13 protein-coding genes are annotated in these 19,290 nt (G+C 62.8%); 8 read left to right on the top strand and 5 right to left on the bottom strand.

The genetic code is table 11. The features are described from left to right. The first annotated feature begins 80 nt into the window (after nucleotides 1-80). On the top strand, nucleotides 81-908 hold the full coding sequence (locus AC3CB8_RS22170; RefSeq protein ID WP_023783112.1) for a phosphate/phosphite/phosphonate ABC transporter substrate-binding protein: 828 nt from the start codon (nucleotides 81-83) through the stop codon (nucleotides 906-908). Here the strand turns inward: AC3CB8_RS22170 and AC3CB8_RS22165 are convergent. The 3 genes from AC3CB8_RS22165 to AC3CB8_RS22155 all read right to left on the bottom strand — a co-directional run bounded on the left by AC3CB8_RS22165 (nucleotide 873) and on the right by AC3CB8_RS22155 (nucleotide 6,478). Next, on the bottom strand, nucleotides 873-2,228 hold the full coding sequence (locus tag AC3CB8_RS22165; RefSeq protein ID WP_352564754.1) for a M24 family metallopeptidase: 1,356 nt from the start codon (nucleotides 2,226-2,228) through the stop codon (nucleotides 873-875). The genes AC3CB8_RS22170 and AC3CB8_RS22165 overlap by 36 nt on opposite strands. Nucleotides 2,229-2,235: 7 nt before the next feature. Continuing rightward, nucleotides 2,236-4,806, bottom strand: coding sequence for a GcvT family protein (locus AC3CB8_RS22160; RefSeq protein ID WP_352564755.1), 2,571 nt, complete (start codon nucleotides 4,804-4,806; stop codon nucleotides 2,236-2,238). Between the two features lie 94 nt (nucleotides 4,807-4,900). Then, entirely contained in the window at nucleotides 4,901-6,478 is a 1,578-nt protein-coding gene (locus AC3CB8_RS22155; protein WP_352564756.1) for a trimethylamine methyltransferase family protein, read from the bottom strand. A gap of 260 nt (nucleotides 6,479-6,738) precedes the next feature. Here AC3CB8_RS22155 and AC3CB8_RS22150 point away from each other — a divergent pair, with 260 nt between their 5' ends. From AC3CB8_RS22150 to AC3CB8_RS22120, 7 genes are all read left to right on the top strand, one after another. Next, on the top strand, nucleotides 6,739-8,646 hold the full coding sequence (locus AC3CB8_RS22150; protein WP_352596353.1) for a phospholipase D-like domain-containing protein: 1,908 nt from the start codon (nucleotides 6,739-6,741) through the stop codon (nucleotides 8,644-8,646). Between the two features lie 168 nt (nucleotides 8,647-8,814). Beyond that, complete coding sequence (locus AC3CB8_RS22145; protein WP_023791725.1) at nucleotides 8,815-9,981, top strand: MFS transporter; 1,167 nt, start codon at nucleotides 8,815-8,817, stop codon at nucleotides 9,979-9,981. A 137-nt stretch (nucleotides 9,982-10,118) separates the two neighbouring features. Continuing rightward, nucleotides 10,119-11,246, top strand: a complete 1,128-nt coding sequence (locus AC3CB8_RS22140) for an MFS transporter (protein WP_245273774.1) — start codon at nucleotides 10,119-10,121, stop codon at nucleotides 11,244-11,246. A 693-nt stretch (nucleotides 11,247-11,939) separates the two neighbouring features. Then, entirely contained in the window at nucleotides 11,940-14,015 is a 2,076-nt protein-coding gene (locus tag AC3CB8_RS22135; RefSeq protein ID WP_352548480.1) for a prolyl oligopeptidase family serine peptidase, read from the top strand. Nucleotides 14,016-14,260: 245 nt separating this feature from the next. Further along, nucleotides 14,261-15,640 carry an aspartate aminotransferase family protein gene (locus AC3CB8_RS22130; protein ID WP_352564760.1) on the top strand — a complete coding sequence of 460 codons (1,380 nt, stop codon included), beginning with the start codon at nucleotides 14,261-14,263 and terminating at the stop codon, nucleotides 15,638-15,640. Between the two features lie 135 nt (nucleotides 15,641-15,775). Continuing rightward, the gene (locus tag AC3CB8_RS22125; protein ID WP_023769880.1) at nucleotides 15,776-16,141 is read left to right on the top strand and encodes a hypothetical protein; all 366 of its coding nucleotides are present in this window, start codon (nucleotides 15,776-15,778) and stop codon (nucleotides 16,139-16,141) included. An 81-nt stretch (nucleotides 16,142-16,222) separates the two neighbouring features. After that, nucleotides 16,223-16,867: a cytochrome c oxidase assembly factor Coa1 family protein gene (locus AC3CB8_RS22120; protein ID WP_023769881.1), complete on the top strand. Its 645-nt coding sequence runs from the start codon at nucleotides 16,223-16,225 to the stop codon at nucleotides 16,865-16,867. Between the two features lie 271 nt (nucleotides 16,868-17,138). On the opposite strand, the gene mmsB is transcribed toward AC3CB8_RS22120, so the two are convergent. Continuing rightward, nucleotides 17,139-18,023 carry a 3-hydroxyisobutyrate dehydrogenase gene (gene mmsB / locus AC3CB8_RS22115; RefSeq protein ID WP_023769882.1) on the bottom strand — a complete coding sequence of 295 codons (885 nt, stop codon included), beginning with the start codon at nucleotides 18,021-18,023 and terminating at the stop codon, nucleotides 17,139-17,141. 25 nt (nucleotides 18,024-18,048) lie between these two features. Next, nucleotides 18,049-19,215, bottom strand: a complete 1,167-nt coding sequence (locus tag AC3CB8_RS22110; protein WP_352564762.1) for an isobutyryl-CoA dehydrogenase — start codon at nucleotides 19,213-19,215, stop codon at nucleotides 18,049-18,051. Between the last annotated feature and the right edge of the window lie 75 nt (nucleotides 19,216-19,290).

The following is a 19,290-nucleotide window of genomic DNA, read 5'->3' as shown; positions in this document are numbered from 1 at the left end:
AGTGGATACCGTGTCGGCCAATTCTGATTGGGCGCCGCGTTTTTGCGATCCTTTATCCCGGCATGGTGGTTTGATATCGCATGAGCGAATTGATTGCGGCGTTGCCGATGTATGACTGGCCGGAGGCGCGCGACGAGGTCGATGCCCAATGGGCGTCGTTGCGCGATGCCTTCCGGCGAAAGGGTATCGATGCGCCGCAATCCATCGTGCGCCGCAATGGCGACCTGCCGCCGGTGCCGGGCGGCATTCGGGACGGCGAAGGTAAACTCGTCGCGCCCAATCCGACGACCCTGCCGCCGGACGAACTCGATTTCCACAAGCTCTGGATGCATCCGGCGCTGCTGTTCGCGCAGACCTGCTGGGGGCCGATGGAACTCGGTCTGTCCCGGCATGTGCAGGTGGTCGGCCAGCCAAGCTATGATGCCTATGAAGGCGGCCAGGGCGAACTTTATTCGAGCGCGCTGGTGATGCGTTCGGGCGAGGGGCCGGAGGTTCGGTCGCCCGCCGATGGCAAGGCCTTGCTGCCGCTCGACCTCATCCGGGACAGGCGCTTCACCTTCAACAGCCTCGATTCCATGTCGGGCATCATCGCGCTGACACGCGACCTGAAAGCGGCCGGCGAAAACCTGACCATATTTTCATCGCGCAGCGAAAGCGGCGGTCATCGCGACTCGATCGTGGCGGTCGCCGAAGGCAAAGCGGATGTTGCCGCGATAGATTGCGAAAGCTGGGCGCTGGCACAACGTTTCGAGCCGGCGGCGAAAACTGTGAGGATCGTCGGCTGGACGGGAAGGCGCAAAGGCTTGCCGTTCATCACCGCCAGGACGACGCCGGAAAAAAACGTGCGCGCGATGCGTGAAGCCCTTGCCGGGCTAGCCGAGCAGCCTCCGATCCAACGGGTAGGTTGAAAGCTTTTCGTTGCCGGTGTCGGTGATCAGGATCTGTTCCTCGATCTTGACACCCTCTCGACCGCCAAGCCGGCCGATATAGCTCTCCACACACAGCACCATGCCCGGTTCCAGCACGCCGTCGGGTGTATCGGATGTCCAGTCGCTGGCATGCGGCAAGGTCGGATATTCGTCGGCCAGTCCGACGCCGTGGTAGAGCACGCCGTAGCGAGTTGGGAAGCAGTCTCGAGGCGGTACAGCCGAGCGTTCGACCAGATCGCGGAACGAGACGCAGGGCTGCATCAAAGCGGTGTTGTACTCGATCTGGTCGGCGGCGATGCGGAACAGGTCGCGCTGTTCGTTGGTCGGCTTTGTGTCGCCACAGAGCCAGGTGCGCGAGAGATCGGCGCAGAAGCCGTAGGGGCCGATCAAATCGGTATCGAAGGCGACGAGATCGCCCGCCTCCATGATCCGCGACGAGCATTCCTGGAACCATGGATTGGTGCGCGGTCCCGACGTCAGCAGCCGGGTCTCGATCCATTCGCCGCCGCGCGCGATGTTGCCGCGATGGAGTTGCGCCCACAAATCGTTCTCGGAGATACCGGGCTTGAGCGCCTGTTCCATCTCGCCCATCGCTGCCTCGCAAGCGACGACGGCGCGGCGCATGGCAAGGATTTCATCCGGCGATTTGATCAGCCGCGCGTTTTCCATCACCGCCTCGCCATTGCCGATGGAAATGCCAAGGCGGTGGAGTTCTTCAACACCTTCCGGATTGATGTGGTCGACGGCGATGCGGTTGTTGCCGCCGCCATGTGCCCTGACCAAATCGGCGATACCGGCGGCCCAGCGGCGGACTTTCTGCTCGGTCAGTTCCCCACCATAGAGGTACATCCACGACACCGCCGGCCGCACTTCGTCGACGATGCCGGAATGATCGGACAGGTGCTCACAGGAAAAGTAGTCGAACAGCACCACCGGACCCTCGGTGGCCACGAAGCAATGCCGCGTCGGATTGTGCGCGACCCAGAGCTGCATGTTGGTCGAGTCGGTCGCATATCGGATGTTGACGGGATCATAGAGCAAGGCGCCGGCATAGCCGCGGCGCTTCAGCTCGGCGCGGATGCGCTCGAGCCGGTATTTTCGCATTGCCGGCAGGTCGGGCGCGGCAATACCCGCCGCCGCCCATTCCGCTTCGGCTTGCGCGCCATAGCCCAGCACATGCTGGTTGAGCGAAGCCGCCTTTTCGCGGGAGGCATCGCGCAACGCCTCGATCGAGCCTGATACAAACGGCATGATCTTGCGATGGCGGCCGAAGCTTCCCTTTGGCGCCCCGCTGTCCATCCGGCCCTCAGGTCCGCATCTTCTCGCCGCTTGGGTCGAAGGGCGCCTCGACATTGATGCGGGCCGGGCGCCGAGACCCAATAATCTCGATCTCGAACAGGCCCGCGCTTTCATCCTCGGCAAGGGCGGCCGGCACATAGCCTTGCGCCATCGACTTTTGCACGTAATGCGCATAGCCGCCCGACGTCACCCAGCCGACCACGCGCCAGTCGCCGTCGACGATGCCGCGCACGGCGGACGCGCCTTCGGCGGCCTTCGAGCCACGTATTTCCTTGCCTGATGTGTCGAAGCGCGGCGCGCCATAGCCATGCGGCTTTTCAACCGTGCCGTAATCCTTGCCGACCTTGGCCCAGATAGGCTCGTCGCCCATCACGTCGGCATCGGCGGCCTCGACGATGAAGGAGACACGGCGCAGTTTAGGCCCTTGCGCCTGTTCCTTGGCTGCGGCTTCACGGCCGATGAAATCGTTCTTCTCGAGCTTGATGAAGCGGTCCATGGAGCCTTCGAACGGCCCATAGATCGGCCGCAACTCACGGAACCAGGTCGGGAAATTTTTTTCCAGGCGCATCGACAGCAAGGCGCGCATGCCGAAATCGACGATCCCGAATTCCTCGCCGGCGTCCTTGATCGCCTTATAGACAAGGCGCTCATAGGCTGGCGCCATCCAGATCTCGTAGCCGAGGTCTCCGGTATAGGTGATGCGGTTGACTAGGCAGGGCGCGCCGCCGACCGCCATCTCGCGGAAATCCATGAAGCGGAACGCCTTGGTCGAGATGTCGACCTCGACCAGCTTCTGCAGGAGGTCGCGCGACTTCGGGCCGGCGATCGACAGGCCGACCAGTGTCTGGTCGAAACGGTGGATGCGCACCGAACCATCCTTGGGCAGGTGCTTTTCGAACCAGCGCATGTGGTATTTCTGCGCGGCCGACGAGCCCCAGATCATGAAGCGGTCTTCACCGGCCTTGGCGATGGTGAAGTCGCCGATCAGCTTGCCGAACTCGTTGATCATCGGTGTCAGCACGATGCGGCCGGTCTTCGGCATGCGGTTGGTCATCAGCCGGTTGAGGAACTCTTCCGCGCCGGGTCCCGACACTTCGTATTTGGCGAAGTTGGCGATCTCGGTGACGCCGACGCGCTCGCGCGTGGCGCGCACTTCCTCGCCGATCGGACCAAAGTCGTTGGAGCGGTGGAAGGAGACGACGTCCTTCGGCTCGCTGCCCTTCGGCGCGAACCAGAGCGGGGTTTCGAGGCCCCAGGAGTCGCCCATCACGGCATTGTTGGCGAGCATCGTGTCGTAGAGCGGCGTCGTCTGTGCCGGTCGGGCAGCCGGCAGTTCCTCGTTGGGGAATCGGATGGAGAAGCGGCGCGAATAGTTTTCGCGCACCTTGGCGTTAGTGTAGCGCAGCCCAGCCCATTCGCCGAAGCGGGCGACATCCATGCCCCAGACGTCGAAGCCCGGATCGCCATGCACCATCCAGTTGGATAGAGCAAGGCCGACGCCGCCGCCCTGGCTGAAGCCGGCCATGACGGCGCAGGCGCACCAGAAATTGGTCAGGCCTTGCACAGGGCCGACCAGAGGATTGCCGTCGAGCGCGAAGGTAAAGGGGCCGTTGATGATCTGCTTGATACCGGCCTTTTCGATGCCAGGGAAATGCTTGAAGCCGATTTCCAGCGACGGCGCGATGCGGTCGAGATCGGGCGGCAGCAGTTCATGGCCGAAGTCCCACGGCGTGTTGACCGGCGACCACGGCTTGCAAGCCTTTTCATAGGTGCCGAGCAGGATCCCGTTGCGCTCCTGGCGGGTGTAGATCTCGCCCTTGAAGTCAAGCACACCGATCATTTCGCGGCCGGTCGACTTGTTGAACTCCTCGACCTCCGGCATCGGCTCGGTCAAGAGATACATGTGCTCCATGGCCAGTACCGGCAGCTCGACGCCGACCATGCGGCCGATCTCGCGCGCCCACAGACCGCCGCAGTTGACGACGTGTTCGGCGTGAACCGTGCCCTGTTCGGTGACGACGTTCCAGGTGCCGTCCGGCTGCTGTGTCAGGTCGACCACGCGGTTGCGCAGCACGATTTCGGCGCCGAGTTTTTTGGCCGCCTTGGAATATGCAATGGTGGTCCCGGAGGGGTCGAGATGGCCTTCGACCGGATCCCACATGGCGCCGACGAAATTGGTTTCGTCCATCAGCGGGAACATCGCCTTGGCCTCGGACGGCGTGATCAGTTCGGTGTCCATGCCGAGATAGCGGCCTTTGGCGTGGGCAAGGCGCAGGAAGTCCATGCGTTCGGGCGTATCGGCCAACATCACGCCGCCGGTCAGGTGCAGCGAGCAGGACTGGCCCGAAATCTCCTCGATTTCCTTGTAAAGCTGGACCGTATAGGCCTGCAGCTTGGCGACGTTCGGATCGCCGTTCAGCGTATGGAAGCCGCCGGCCGCATGCCAGGACGAGCCGGAGGTTAGCTCCGAGCGCTCGATCAGCATGATGTCGGTCCAGCCGGCCTTGGCCAGGTGGTAGAGCACCGAGCAGCCGACGACGCCGCCGCCAATGACAACCGCTTTAACGTGGGATTTCATGAGGATAGTTCCGTTTTCGTGTAAACTGAATCAGATATTTTGAAGACCCCGACCCGCTTTGCAGCGAAACCGAACGGCCCGGAGAGTGGTCTGTCTAGAAATCGGTCGGCGCGCCGCCTTCGGTCGTGCGCTTCGCAACAAAGGCGTTGAGCTCCTCGCGGATGGCGGGATCCATGTAAGGCTCGTCATAGGAGGCCAGCCGCTCTTTCCACACCTTGTTGGCCTTTTCCATTGCCGTTGGCGAGCCGGCTTCCGCCCAGGTTTCGAAATTGCGCCAGTCCGAAAGGATGGGCGAATAAAACGCGGTCTTGTAGCGGTCTTGCGTGTGCTGGGTGCCGAAGAAGTGGCCGCCGGGGCCGACCGACTGGATGGCGTCGAAGCCGAGCGCTTCATCGGAAAGGTCAAGCGGGGTCAGGAATTCGGCAACCATCTGCAACAGGTCGATATCCAGAATGGTCTTCTCGTAGGAACAGCGCAGGCCGCCTTCTAGCCAGCCGGCCGCATGCATCATCAGGTTGCCGCCGCCCTGGACCGCGCCCCACAGCGAAAAGACGCTCTCATAAGCTGCCTGCGCGTCGACGGTGTTGGCGGCGCAGGTGTTGGAGGTGCGGTAGGGGATCTTGTAGCGGCGGGCGAGCTGGCCCCCGACCAGTTGCGCCTTCATGTATTCGGGCGTGCCGAAGGCCGGTGAGCCGGACTTCATGTCGACATTGGAGGTGAAGCCGCCATACCCGACCGGTGCGCCCTTGCGCACCATCTGGGCGAAGGCAATGCCGGACAGCGCCTCGGCATTCTGCTGCACCAGCGCCCCGGCGATGGTTACGGGCGCCATCGCTCCCGAGAGGGTGAAGGGTGTCACGATGACAACCTGGCCCTTGCTCGACATCTGGATGATGCCTTCCATCATCGGAACGTCGAGCTTGAGCGGCGAATTGGTGTTGATGATGGTGAAGACGGATGGTTCCGCGAGCAATTGCTCATGGCTGATGCCGCGCGCGATGCGGGTGATCTCGATGCCGTCGACATTGCGCTCCTTGCCGAGCGAATAGATGTGGAACACCTTGTCGGTCAGCGTGGCGAGGTCGCGGATGCATTCGAGGTGACGAACCGATGGGTGGATGTCGGTCGGCTCGACCGGATAGCCGCCCGTGCAATTCAGGATGTTGTGCATCTGCGCCAGCCGCAGGAAATTGCGATAATCCTGCTGGTTGCCGGGCCGGCGGCCACGATCGATGTCGGAGCAATTGGGCGCCGAGGCCATCATCGAGATGATCAGATTGTCACCGCCGAAGCGCACATTGTGCGCGGGGTTGCGGGCATGGATGGTGAATTCGGACGGGCAGTTCGACACCAGCTCCAGGATCATGTCGCTGTCGAAGCGCACGCGCTCCGAGCCCTCGCGTACGTCGGCGCCATGCGCCTTCATGATGCTGCGTGCTTCGTCGTGCAGGACGTCCACGCCAATCTCGCGCAACACCCGCAAGGAGGCGAGGTGGATCGATTCCAGCTCATCCTCGGACACCAGCTTGGTCGGGGTCAGCGGATTCTTCAGTTGGCGGAAAGCCGGCTGCTCGAACGCGGCCGAGCCACCGGCGCGTTTGCCGGCGCGACCGCCACGGCGGGCACGGTCGGGCGCCAATGCCGGTTCTGAGGGGTGTAGGGCGGCGGTCATGATGGTCCTCGTAGGATGCGATAACGGGCGGCATAATGGACCGGCGCCCCTCCGGCCATTGCGGAGGCGGCGACCACTAGAGCGAGGGAAGCGACATGCCGGAACGGCAGCCAGGTGGCCGCGACATCCGCCCTGGCCACACCGGCGCGCCGGCAGGCGCCTGAATGAGGCCGTCGGATGGTGCAGATTTAAAAAGACGTTACAGTACCGTCTTTTACTTCTGACATACTTGCGCGTTGAACTGTTTTGGAGGGACAGCCATGCCTGACGTCGTCAAAGTGCGTGCCGCGACAAACAACGAAGTCGCGTTCCTTTCCTGGGATCTTGACGGGATGATCCCAGGCTGCCTCGGTTTCGAGATCGTGCGCCTCTATCCCGATACAGGCGAGGAGCGTTGCCTTGCGTCCTGGGTGCCCTTCAAGGGTCAGCGCAATGCCCGATGGATTCCGCAGGATACGGGTGTCTGGCCGGTACAGAAGACATTCTGGCGCGATTTGACTGTCAGACGCCGCCGCGACAGCATAGACGTCAGGCCGGACGGCGAAATGATCGCCTACCGCGTGCGTCCCGTTGGGGGCATGAAGCCGGGCCTCGATCCCGTGCCGGTGCGCCCCGATCAGGTCGTCGGCGGCAAACCCGCCTATACCGGACCGGCGCGACCCCTTGGCTATCTCGGGCAGGGCGCGGTCAGTCCGCCAATCTTCCTGGGCCAAATGTTCGGCAAGGCACGCGTTGCCTTCACCAACGGCGTGCTTTCGACGCAATGGATGTCTCATGCGCTGGCGGAAGCCGGCATCAAGGTCGGCCAGCGCGACAAGATCAGGGCGGTGCTGCAAGACCCGACCAGCAAGATCCGCGCCTATCTGCATGGCGACGTGCCTGACGTGCTGACCAGCCTGTTGAAACGGGCCAAGGCCGAAGGCGGCACCGTCAGGCTTGCGCTCTATGAGCTCGGCGACGACGAATTGTGCGACGCCATTATCGCGGCCAGGGATGTAGTTGAAGTCATCCTGTCCAATTCGGGCAGGGATGACCGGACCAAGGCCTGGGATGCCGGCAACGCACCCTCCAGGAAGCGTTTGCACAATGCTGGGGTCGTGGTGACGGACCGCCTGTTCAACAACAACCATATCGGCCACAACAAGTTCGCCGTCTACCGCGACACCCAGGGCAATCCGCAAGCGGTTATGACCGGCAGTACCAACTGGACGTCGACTGGCATATGCGGCCAGTCCAACAACGCTTTTGTCCGCGACGATCCGGCGATGGCGGAGGTATTCGATGCCTATTGGGAACGCATGAAAGCCGATGTGTTTCCGCCACCGGCTTCGGAAAGTGCTGCCGGCCACGTCGTGCAGACGCAGGGCGTGCCGTTCCGCAAGGAGAACCACATGCCAAACCCGCTCAACGGCGCCTCGGTGGTGTTGGACGGCATGACGGTGTGGTTTTCGCCCAACGACCCGACCCGCAACAAAAAGGACATTTCGGTGCGTCCGGTTGACCTCCAGGACGTCTTTGCCCGCATCAAAGCGGCGAAGCGGGCCGTGCTGTTCCTGGTGTTCAACCCTTCGCTGCTCGGCGAAAATTCGATCGTAGACCAGGCGGTTGCGGCGGCGAAAGCGGATCCGAACCTCATCGTGCAGGGCGCGATCAGCGACGAGACGGCCATGCCCAACTATGTCGCTCCGACCAAGGATCCGGTCACCCACAAGTCGAACAAGGACGGCAAGTCGCCCTTTGTCTATCCGGAGAAGGTCTGGGAGGCCCCGAATGTCTCCATCGTAAGGGCGGCGAACCTGACCGGCGCCACGATTGCCACGGATTTCCAGGCCGAAGTGCTCACCGTGGGCCACGCGATCGTGCACGACAAGATCGTTGTCATCGATCCGATGGAGGACAACGCCACCGTCATTACCGGCAGCCACAACCTCGGTTACAAGGCGTCCTACGAAAACGACGAGAATTTGGTCATCGTGGAAGGCGACAAGACCTTTGCCGCGGCCTATGCCGTGCACATGCTCGACGTCTTCGACCACTATAAGTTCCGGGCTTGGCGCAGGACGATCGGCAAGGGGCCGTCCGATGCTGACGGGATTGCCATCGACGACAAGTGGCTGAAGCCTTATGCGGACGGCAAGAAAGGCGCAATCGCCCGCTACTTCCCGTAGCCATCGCGTCTGCATCAAAGATTCGTTCATTCGGGACCGATTGGCGTCGGTCGGTCGGTTGATTTCCTTGGTGCAAGCGGATCTCCGGTCCGGCTCTTCTCTTTCTCCGGTCGAACCAGTAGCTAGTCTTGCTTGCTGGCCGATGGCCGCACTCACATGGATGACGGCATGGTCGCGACCGGCTCGAGCGAAGGCGAAGCGGGAACGCAATGGGCGGCGCTCGCGGGCGTCACCGCCGCGTTGGCCATGTTCGGAGCGGCGCAAGGGTTGAGCTCGCCGCTGTTCACGCTCCTGATGCAGAAGCAAGCCATGTCGCCCGCCCTGATCGGCCTGTCGGCGGCGATGATGCCGGTTGGCCTCATCCTTTCGGCCTCTTTCGTCCCGGCTGCCGTGCGGCTGTTCGGGGCGCGAAATCTGGCGGTTGGCTGCTCGCTGATCGGGGCGATGTGCTTCCTGGGCATCGGTTACCTCCAGAATTGGGTGGCCTGGTACGTCATCCGATTCATCATCGGCATCGTCATCAACCCGCTCTATGTGCTGGGCGAAGTCTGGGCGCTGTCGCTGGCGTCGCCGTCGCGGCGCGGGCGAGTGATGGGCGTGTTCAACACACTAATGGGCGCCGGCTATGCCGCCGGCCCCTTTACGCTCACTCTGGTCGGCATCGAGGGCTGGGCTCCCTTCAGCGTCGGCATCGTCGGTTTCCTGCTCTGTGCCATCATTTTGCGCCTTGTCTCCTCGAAGCTCGCCGGTTTCGAGGATGACGGCCAGCCTGCCGGCAGTTTTGTCGGTTTTGCCCGGCTGGCGCCGGCGCTGTTGCTGGCGGTGCTGGTCTCGGCCGCCGTCCAGCAAAGCACCTATGCCCTGGTTCCTGTGTTTGGGGCCGGCTATGGCTTGCCGGAGGCGGTGCTCGCCGCGCTGGTGATGTCGCTGTCGCTGGGCAACATCCTTCTGCAGATTCCGCTCGGCCTGCTCGCCGAACGCTTCGGTGGCCGACCGATGATCCTGGCCTGCGCCGTCGCGACGACCATATGCGCTGTTCTGCTCCCACTGCTGATCACCACACCACTGATCTGGGGCGTGCTTCTGGTGATGGGCGCGGTCGGCTACGGTGTCTACACGATGGCACTGGTCGAACTCGGCAGCCGCTTCAAGGGTTCGCTGCTGGTCACCGGCAATGCGGCGTTCGCCTTGCTATGGGGCGTCGGCGGTATCGTTGGTCCGCCGGGCGCGGGCCTGCTGATGCAGGCGATCGGGCCGGTGGGGTTGCCAACCGTGATCATTGGCCTCGACGCTTTGCTGGTCGCCTTCGCGCTCTATAGATCGGCCAACCGCTGAGGCTCCTGACAGGGTTTGGCTGGAGCCGGGCATCCGTTCGGGCCGCAGGGCTTACCGCCGCCGGGCCGAACCGGTAAGTCTGCAACCGCGACAGCAGTATGGATCTTGAACTGGTGGACACGAGAAGCGACGAGACGATGCAATGGGCGGCGATCACCGGTGTGATCGCGACCGTGTCCGTTTTCGCCATCGCGCAGGGCCTTTCCTATCCGCTGCTGAGCTTCATCCTGCAGCGCCAGGGCGTCTCGCCGGCGATGATCGGACTGTCGGCTGCCATGACGCCGATCGGGTTCATCGTCTCGTCGCCAATCATTCCAGCGCTGGCGAGGCGGTTCGGAGCAGGGCGCACGGCTCTCACTTGCGCGGCGCTTTCGGCTGTCGTGCTGGCGCTGATCGGCTGGACGCAGAACGTCTATCTCTGGTTTCCGCTGCGCTTGCTGATCGGCGCCGTGACCAACCCGCTCTATGTGCTGAGCGAAATCTGGGTGATCGCCCTGGCGCCGCCGGCCCGGCGCGGCCGCATCATGGGCCTCTATTCAACGATCATTTCGGCCGGCTTCGCCGCCGGCCCGCTCTGCCTGCTCGCCGTCGGCACGCAGGGCTGGCGCCCGTTCCTCGTCGGCATTGCCGCCTTCGTGCTCTGCGGCTTCTGCCTGGCGTTGGTGGTCAGGCGCCTGCCCAGGGTGGACGAGGCCGGGCACCAGGTTTCGGTAATGGGTTTCATGCCTCTCGCCTGGCTGCTCCTGTCGGCGGTGGTCGTGGCCGCCGGCTTCGAGCAGGCGGTGCTGGCGCTGCTGCCCGTCTACGGCACGCATCATGGCATCGCGGAGGCTCGCATGTCGGCGCTGCTGTCGGTCATGATCGCCGGCAACATCGCCATGCAGGTTCCGCTTGGCCTGCTGGCCGAGCGGCTGACGGCCCGTCTCGTACGCTTCATCTGCGTACTGCTGACGCTGTTTGGCTGCGTGCTTTTGCCGATGCTGATCGAAACGCCGCTGATCTGGCCTTGCGTCTTCGTCTGGGGGGCTGTGTCCTACGGCATCTACACGATGTCGATCATCGAACTTGGCGAGCGCTTCACCGGTTCGGCGCTGGTTGCCGGCAATGCGGCATTCTCCCTGATGTGGGGTGTCGGCGGCATTCTGGTCCCGCCGCTCACCGGCGGCGTGATGGATGTGCTCGGCGCGGGTGGCCTGCCGGCCACGCTTGGTGCGATCTGCGCCATGCTCGCAGGCGCCACCGTCGTTCGAAGACGAGTTGTGTAGCCCTTGCCTGAACTATCGGATGCTCCCGAGCTGCTCTGCCGCCTGAAAATAGCCCAAAGGTCACAATCGGCATGATGCTCTTCGGGGTACATCTCATGTAGCAAATTCCGAATGTTCACGGCTCGATCGAAGTCATCAATCAGTCCGACGCTGGATAGCTCTGCGTTTGCAAATACGTCGGCGAATCCGCCGCAATTGCTCAATGCGCTGGTGCCGACATCCTTGTCCAGCAAGTCATAGCCCATGAAGGCGAACTCATCCCAACCGAGTGAGCGCACGTCCACCGTGGGTCCGCGGATAACCCCAAGGATATTGAGGTTGCCGGTATCGGGCAGTTCCGAGAGGAGGAAATCCAGGTCGACGAAGAAATTGAGCATGTTGTCTTCGCAGACGATGTGAGCCCAGTGGTGATCCTTGATTTGTGGGAGTGCAAACGGGCAAAGTATCCCGTCGAGTGTGACCACCTCGGTTAACTGAGTGAGGCCCGACCACTCGATATACTCATTCCATCCGCTCCCGGATGGGCCAAACTTTTCCATCGCAATGTAAAGTTGTTGCATGGGTGTCCTCGCGGGCTGCGCGGCCGATCTATCGCGTCTACTAAGTCTGCTGGTTTTACGTGTTCCTGTTGAATGTCGGTAGCGTCGTGCCGATGTTTGTGGCACCGAGCTTGACGAATTTTTCGGAGACCACATGACCAATTCGATCGCACAAACGCAGCTACATTCAGTTGGCGAGATGCAGGACCCCTTCCTCTGGCTGGAGGACAGGACAAGCAAGGAATCGCTCGACTGGGTGCATCGCCAGAACGAGGTCACTGTGGCGGAATTGCAGGGCGATCCATCCTATGAGGCGTCATTCCAGACGGCTCTCGACCTGATGACGGCCGAGGACAATATCGCGGTTGGCGCGGCGATCGCCGGTCATGTCTACAATTTCTGGCAGGACAAGACCAATGCGCTCGGCCTGTGGCGCCGCACGACGGTCACCTCCTACAAGACCGACAAGCCCGACTGGGAGACAATCATCGACTTCGACCAGCTGGCTGCGAAGGAGGGGATAAAATGGGTGTTCGGCGGCGCCGTCAGGCTCTATCCCGATTTCAACCGCTGCCTGGTCTCGATGTCGCCCGATGGCGGTGATGCCAGCGCGATGCGCGAGTTCGACATTGCTGCCAAGTCCTTCGTGAAAGGCGGTTTTCAGGCGCCGGCCTCGAAATCGGGCTTCGGCTGGCTGGACGAGGATACGATCATCGTCTCGGCCGCTTTCGAAGAGGCCGACAAGACAGAGTCCGGATATCCGCGCGTGGTCAAGCTCTGGAAGCGCGGCACAAGGCTGGAAGAGGCGACCCCGATCTTCGAGGGAAAGACCGAGGATCTTGCAGTTGGCGCCGGTGTCGAGTTCGACGGCGAGAAGCGTCACCTGTTTCTGGCGCGGACACTCAACTTCTTCGCATCGCACAGTTTCCTGCGCCTGCCTTCGGGCGAGAACCGTCGCATCCCGCTGCCCGACGACGTCACCGACACCTCGCTCTTTCGGGATCAACTGGTGTTCGGGGTGCGCACGCCATGGACGGCGCCGGACGGCACCGCATGCCAGCCGGACGGGCTTTACTCCTTCGACTTCGCGCATTGGATCGAAACCGGCGGTTTTGGCGCCATCGAAACCTTGTTGGCGCCGGCGCATCGGGTTTCCATTGCCGGGCTGGCTAGAACACAGGACCGCCTGTTCATCAGCTTGATGGACAATGTGCGCGGCAAGGTTCTCGTCTGCGAGCGCGAGCGCGGCGCCTGGTCGCTGAAGTCAGTCGTGCTGCCTGAAAACGGCACTGTCGGCATCAGCCATGCCGAGCATTTCGGTTCCACGGTCTCCTTTTCCTTCACCGATTTCCTGACGCCAAGCTCGATCATCTGGTCCGATGACAATGGCGAGACGCTGGCGACCGTGAAATCGCAACCGGCCCGCTTCGATGCCTCGCCGCTGATCTCGGAGCAGTTCGAGGCGCGCTCGAAGGACGGCACGATGATCCCTTATTTCGTCGTCCGGCGGCGCGACCAGAACGGTCCGGTGCCGACGCTACTCTACGGCTATGGCGGTTTCGAGGTGCCGCTGTTGCCCGGCTATGCCGGCGTGCGCGGCAGGCTGTGGCTGGAGAAAGGCAATGCATATGTGCAGGCCTGCATTCGCGGCGGCGGCGAGTTCGGACCGGCCTGGCACCAGGCGGCGCTGAAAGGCAAGCGCCAGAACGGCTTCGACGACTTTTCGGCGGTGGCCGAAGATGTCGTCAGGCGCGGTATCGCCACGGCTCAATCGCTCGGCATCCAGGGCGGCTCCAATGGCGGCCTGCTGACCGGCGCTTCGCTGACGCAGCATCCCGAGCTTTTCGGCGCCGTCATCATCGAGGTGCCGCTGCTCGACATGCTGCGCTACACCGAATTGCCGCCGGGCGCTTCGTGGATGGCCGAATATGGCGATCCGTCAAAGCCGGAAGACGCCAAGTGGCTTTCCGCCTATTCGCCCTATCAACATGTCAAGGCCGACGCCGCCTATCCGCCGGTGCTCTTGACGACCTCGACCGCCGACGACCGGGTCCACCCCGGCCATGCGCGCAAGATGGCGGCCCGCCTGCAGCAGGCAGGACACGGCAAGACGCTGTTCTTCGAGGAGACCGAAGGCGGACATGGCGGGCGCGGCGACCGCCGGCCGCAGGCGGCGCAGACGGCGATGAAATATGTCTTCCTGCAGCGGGCACTGAGCGGAAAAGCCTGACCTCATCCCCATGGCACCCCTGAGCAAAGGGTGGTTCACCTCGACCGGCCTTTGCTCTAAGGTACCTTCATGGCTCTCGCTAGACTATCAGCTCGCGCATTCCGGGTCGCGGTGACACCGTCGTCACGCACGCTGCGCGCCGAGCTTTTGCGGCTGTGTGCCCGCATCGGCTATTCGCCGCCTGCCGTCCTCTGAAGAATTCGCCCCGGCACCGCCGGAATGATTTCAGAGGAAAGACCAAATCAATGACTTACCAGAACTATTCGCTGAAGCAGCTTCAGCAGATCGACGCCGCGCATCACCTGCATCCCTTCACCGACCATAAGGAGCTGCGTGAGGCAGGCGCGCGCGTCATCACCCGCGCCAATGGCCCGTTCATCTACGATTCCGAAGGGACGGAACTGTTGGACGGCATGGCCGGCCTGTGGTGCGTCAATATCGGCTACGGCCGCGACGAGCTGGCCGAGGCCGCCTATGCACAGATGAAGGAACTGCCTTACTACAATTCCTTCTTCAAATGCTCGACGCCGACGCCGGTGCTGTTGTCGAAGAAGCTGGCCGAGATCGCACCACGCAACGTGAACCAGGTGTTTTATGGCTCCTCCGGTTCGGAGGCCAACGACACCGCCTTGCGCCTTGTGCGCCATTACTGGGTGCTTGAGGGCAAGCCGGAGAAGAACCGCGTCATCTCGCGCAAGATGGCCTATCACGGCTCGACCATTGCCGGCACTTCGCTCGGCGGCATGGATGCCATGCACAAGCAGCTCAACGGTGCGGTGCCCAACATCGTCCATGTGATGATGCCCTATGCCTATGAGCTGGCTCTGCCGGGCGAAAGCGACCACGATTTCGGCCTGCGCGCGGCAAAGTCCGTCGAGGATGCCATCCTCGAGGCCGGCGTCGACAAGGTCGCGGCCTTCATCGGCGAGCCGGTGATGGGCGCGGGCGGCGTCAAGATACCGCCGGCGAGCTACTGGCCCGAAGTGCAGCGCATCTGCCGCAAATACGATGTGCTTTTGATGCTGGACGAGGTCATCACCGGCTATGGCCGCACAGGTGAGTGGTTCGCGGCGCAGACCTTCGGCATCGAAGCGGACACCATCACCACGGCCAAGGCGCTGACCTCGGGCTATCAGCCTCTTTCGGCGCTGCTGGTTGGCGACCGCATTGCCTCGACGCTGGTGGAGAAGGGCGGCGAATTCAACCATGGCTACACCTATTCAGGGCACCCAGTGGCTTGCGCCGTGGCCTTGAAGAACCTGGAGATCATCGAGAGGGAAGGGCTGGTCGACCGTGTCAGGAACGACACCGGACCTTATTTCGCTAGCGCATTGCAGGAGCGTATAGCCGGGCATGATCTGGTGGGCGAGGTGCGCTCGATCGGCCTGATGGGCGCGATCGAGATCGTCAAGGACAAGGCGACGAAGGAGCGCTTCCTGCCGTCGGGAAGTGCCGCGGTGACGGTGCGCGACCACGCGATCGCCAACGGCATGATGCTGCGCGCCACCGGCGATACGATGATCCTGTCGCCGCCGCTGATCTGGACCCGCGATACGATCGACATGGCTTGCGAGCGCATCGGCAAGGCGCTCGACCTGGCTCAGGCGGACCTGCGCAAGCGATAGGAGCAACCCTCGATTGGGCGTTTCTGCGAAGAAACGCCCAATCCCCGGAAATATGCTCTTTGAGCGGGAACGAATTTCGCCTTCGGCGCGTAGTGTAAGAGGCGGCCGATCCGGCCGCGACAGGGGATTGCCCACATGAGAAAGACCGGCAAAAGCCGACGCGTGCAAGAGGCGGCCAGCCTTGGCGCGGACCTGATGCTGGCGCCGCTGGTGGTGATGATGCGGCTGCCACTGATGGCCGTGGAGGCGCGAAGCGGCGAGCCCTGGAGCGCGGAGACGGCAATGGCGGTCAGCGAGAAGACCGTCGCCATGGCCGAGGGCGCGCTTGCGGCGCAAATGTCTTTCCTGCAATCGGCGTCGCGTTTCTGGCCGGAGGTTCTCTCGGGTCGAACGCCGTCGCTGTTCAACGGCGTCGCGGCCGAACGGTCGATCAGCGCAGCGCTGAAGCCGGCCGGCCGCGCGGTGAGGGCAAATTTTCGCCGACTTTCCACAAAGGGTTGAAGCGGAGGCCCCGGAACTTTTTTGCGCATCGTCGAAGTCTTGCGCTAGAACCAATCGGCATACACGCCGATGGGGAACAACATGGCCGGACAACCGCTCAACCAACCGGCTGAAATTCCAGCCGAACTCGATCGCTGGAACTGGGGCGCCTTCTTCCTCAACTGGATTTGGGGTATCGGCAACAGCACCTTCATCGCGCTGCTGGCGCTGATCCCGGTCGTCAACTTCATCATGATCTTCGTGCTCGGCGCACGCGGCAGCCGCTGGGCCTGGCAGAACCGGGCCTGGCGCGACGCCGAGCAGTTCCGCAAGACGCAGCGCAATTGGGCGATTGCCGGCCTTGCCGTATGGGTGGTCAGTATCGGCGGTTGTGCGACGATGGTCGGCAGCATCCCTTTCGTGCTCAAAGGCAGCGACGCCTACCGCATGACCATGGACGTCGTCCGCGCCGATGTTCGGGTCAAGGCCGCCATCGGCGACGATTTGGCCGACAATTTCTGGGTCGGCGGTCATCTCAACGTCAATGCGAATGGCGCGGGCGACGCCCAGTTCAGCATTCCCGTCCACGGCGCCAAGGGTAAGGGCACCGTTTATTCCCACCTGGTTCGCAATGCCGGCACATGGAGCACGCGCCTGCTCGTCGTCCGCGTGGACGGCGTCGATGCACCGATGGTGCTGACCAATGAAGACCATGTGCCGATCCCGGGTGCGGCGATCGGAATATAGACGGATCGTCGGTAATAAAGGGCTGGAAATGCAAAAACCGCGCCCCATCGGGAACGCGGCTTTGCCAGATACGCATGGCGTTTCGCTACCAAGGCACTTGCGAAACTTACGGGCTCCGGTACGCGAGACCTGATCCGGAGCGCCGGGCGGATGCGATATGTCCGCCTCGCAATCCGTTTTATAGGAACATCGTTACCGCCGAGTTATCGAGAGCTTAAGCAAATCTAAATTTGCGGTCCTTAGTCCGGAAGAGCCTGAAAAAACTAACTGCTTACGCCGAGTTGCCGCGCAGAAAATTAATTATGCCGGAGAAATCGGCGCCGCCATGGCCCTGGGCGTTGAACAGGGTATAGAGCTGCGCCGCTTCGGCGCCAAGCGGCGTCACCGCGCCCGCGCCAAGCGCTGCTTCCTGGGACAATTTGAGGTCTTTCAGCATAAGAGCCGCCGCAAATCCCGGCTTGTAATCCCTGTTGGCGGGCGAAGTGGGAACCGGGCCCGGCACCGGGCAATAGGTGGTCAGCGACCAGCACTGGCCCGACGAGGTCGAGGCGACGTCGAACAGCGCCTGATGCGACAGGCCGAGTTTTTCCGCCAGCACGAACGCCTCGGCGACGCCGATCATCGAAATGCCGAGGATCATGTTGTTGCATATCTTCGCCGCCTGTCCGGCGCCGTCACCGCCGCAATGGACGATGCGACCGGCCATCGGCTTCAGGATCGGCTCGGCGGCCGAGAAGGCATCGTCGGCTCCCCCGGCCATGAAGGTCAATGTGCCAGCCGTGGCGCCGCCGGTGCCGCCCGAAACCGGCGCGTCGATCGACAGCAGGCCGTGCTTTGCCGCGATCGTATGCGCCTTGCGCGCCGATTCGACGTCGATCGTCGAGGAATCGATGAACAGCGCGCCGTTCCTGGCCTTGGGAGCGATGTCCCCATAGACCGACAAAACATGCTTGCCGGCTGGCAGCATGGTGATGACCACATCGGCGTCCTTCACGGCGGCGACGGCATTGGCCATGACGACGACGCCATGTTCGCGCGCGACCGCGAGGTTTTCCGGCATCAGGTCGAAACCGTGCACGGCATGCCCAGCCTTGACCAGGTTTGCGGCCATCGGATTGCCCATATTGCCGAGGCCGATAAAGGCGATCGTCGTCATAGTCTCTCTCCCGGAGTTGCTGGCGTCAGCGGCCGATCAGGGCGCGCGCGATGATGACGCGCATGATTTCGTTGGTGCCTTCGAGGATCTGGTGCACCCTGAGATCGCGCACCAGCTTCTCGATGCCGTAATCATGCAAATAGCCGTAGCCGCCGAGCAGTTGCAGCGCATCGTTGGCGACGTCGAAGCCGGTGTCGGTGACGAAGCGCTTGGCCATTGCCGACCATTTGCCGGCGTCCGGCGCCTTGCGGTCGAGCTTGGAGGCCGCCGCATAGAGGAAGATGCGCGCTGCCTGTAACTCCGTCTCCATGTCGGCCAGCCTGAACTGCAGCGCCTGGAACTGGTTGATCTTCGAGCCAAAGGCTTTGCGCTCTCCGGTATAGGAGAGCGCCTTGTCGAGCGCCGACTGGGCGCCGCCCAGCGAACAGGCGGCGATGTTCAGGCGGCCGCCGTCGAGCCCAGCCATGGCGATGCCGAAGCCGGCGCCTTCGCCCGACAAGAGGTTTTCCGCCGGCACCTTGCAATCCTCGAAGATGACCTGGCGGGTCGATTGCATGTGCCAGCCCATCTTGTGCTCATTGGCGCCGAAGGAGAGGCCGGGCGCATCCCTGGGCACGATAATGGTGGAGATGCCTTTCGGGCCGTCGGCGCCGGTGCGCACCATGACGGCGTAGACATCGCTGTCGCCGGCTCCGGAGATGAACTGCTTGGCGCCGTTGAGGATGTAATCGCCGCCGATTTTCATCGCGCGCGTCTTCAGCGCCGCCGCATCCGAACCCGAGCCAGGCTCGGTCAGGCAATAGCTCGCCAGCCATTCCATGGAGGTGAGCTTCGGCAGGAAGCGCTGGCGCTGCTCATCATTGCCGAAGCGGTCGATCATCGAGGCCACCATATTGTGGATCGAGATGAAGGAGGAAAAGGCCGGGTCGGCGTGCGACAGCGCCTCGAAGATCAGTACGGCGTCGAGCCGGCCGAGCGCGGAACCGCCGACATCGTCCCTGACATAGATGCCGCCGAGGCCGAGCGGCCCGGTTTCACGGATCACATCGGCGGGGAAATGTCGCCTTCGGTCCCAGTCGAGCGCATTGGGCGCCACGCGATCGGCGGCGAAGGCCTGGGCCATCTCCTGGATGGCACGCTGTTCCTCGTTGAGTTCGAACTGGCTGGTGCTCGCATCGACCGCGGCGTCCATGGCGTGCTCCCTATAGGCTGGCCAGCTAGCCCGCTGGCCTGTCGTTTTTGGCTTTGCGCGCGCATCAATCTAGAC

Source organism: Mesorhizobium sp. P160927 (assembly GCF_057766385.1).
The sequence above is the reverse complement of the archived record's forward strand: the minus strand, read 5'-3'. Positions and strand labels throughout refer to the sequence as shown.

Excerpts from the sequence above, each read along its gene's own strand:
- AC3CB8_RS22170 (WP_023783112.1), top strand. The coding sequence starts at position 81 with ATGAGCGAATTGATTGCGGCGTTGCCGATGTATGACTGGCCGGAGGCG.
- AC3CB8_RS22165 (WP_352564754.1), bottom strand. The coding sequence starts at position 2,228 with ATGGACAGCGGGGCGCCAAAGGGAAGCTTCGGCCGCCATCGCAAGATC.
- AC3CB8_RS22160 (WP_352564755.1), bottom strand. The coding sequence starts at position 4,806 with ATGAAATCCCACGTTAAAGCGGTTGTCATTGGCGGCGGCGTCGTCGGC.
- AC3CB8_RS22155 (WP_352564756.1), bottom strand. The coding sequence starts at position 6,478 with ATGACCGCCGCCCTACACCCCTCAGAACCGGCATTGGCGCCCGACCGT.
- AC3CB8_RS22150 (WP_352596353.1), top strand. The coding sequence starts at position 6,739 with ATGCCTGACGTCGTCAAAGTGCGTGCCGCGACAAACAACGAAGTCGCG.
- AC3CB8_RS22145 (WP_023791725.1), top strand. The coding sequence starts at position 8,815 with ATGGTCGCGACCGGCTCGAGCGAAGGCGAAGCGGGAACGCAATGGGCG.
- AC3CB8_RS22140 (WP_245273774.1), top strand. The coding sequence starts at position 10,119 with ATGCAATGGGCGGCGATCACCGGTGTGATCGCGACCGTGTCCGTTTTC.
- AC3CB8_RS22135 (WP_352548480.1), top strand. The coding sequence starts at position 11,940 with ATGACCAATTCGATCGCACAAACGCAGCTACATTCAGTTGGCGAGATG.
- AC3CB8_RS22130 (WP_352564760.1), top strand. The coding sequence starts at position 14,261 with ATGACTTACCAGAACTATTCGCTGAAGCAGCTTCAGCAGATCGACGCC.
- AC3CB8_RS22125 (WP_023769880.1), top strand. The coding sequence starts at position 15,776 with ATGAGAAAGACCGGCAAAAGCCGACGCGTGCAAGAGGCGGCCAGCCTT.
- AC3CB8_RS22120 (WP_023769881.1), top strand. The coding sequence starts at position 16,223 with ATGGCCGGACAACCGCTCAACCAACCGGCTGAAATTCCAGCCGAACTC.
- mmsB (WP_023769882.1), bottom strand. The coding sequence starts at position 18,023 with ATGACGACGATCGCCTTTATCGGCCTCGGCAATATGGGCAATCCGATG.
- AC3CB8_RS22110 (WP_352564762.1), bottom strand. The coding sequence starts at position 19,215 with ATGGACGCCGCGGTCGATGCGAGCACCAGCCAGTTCGAACTCAACGAG.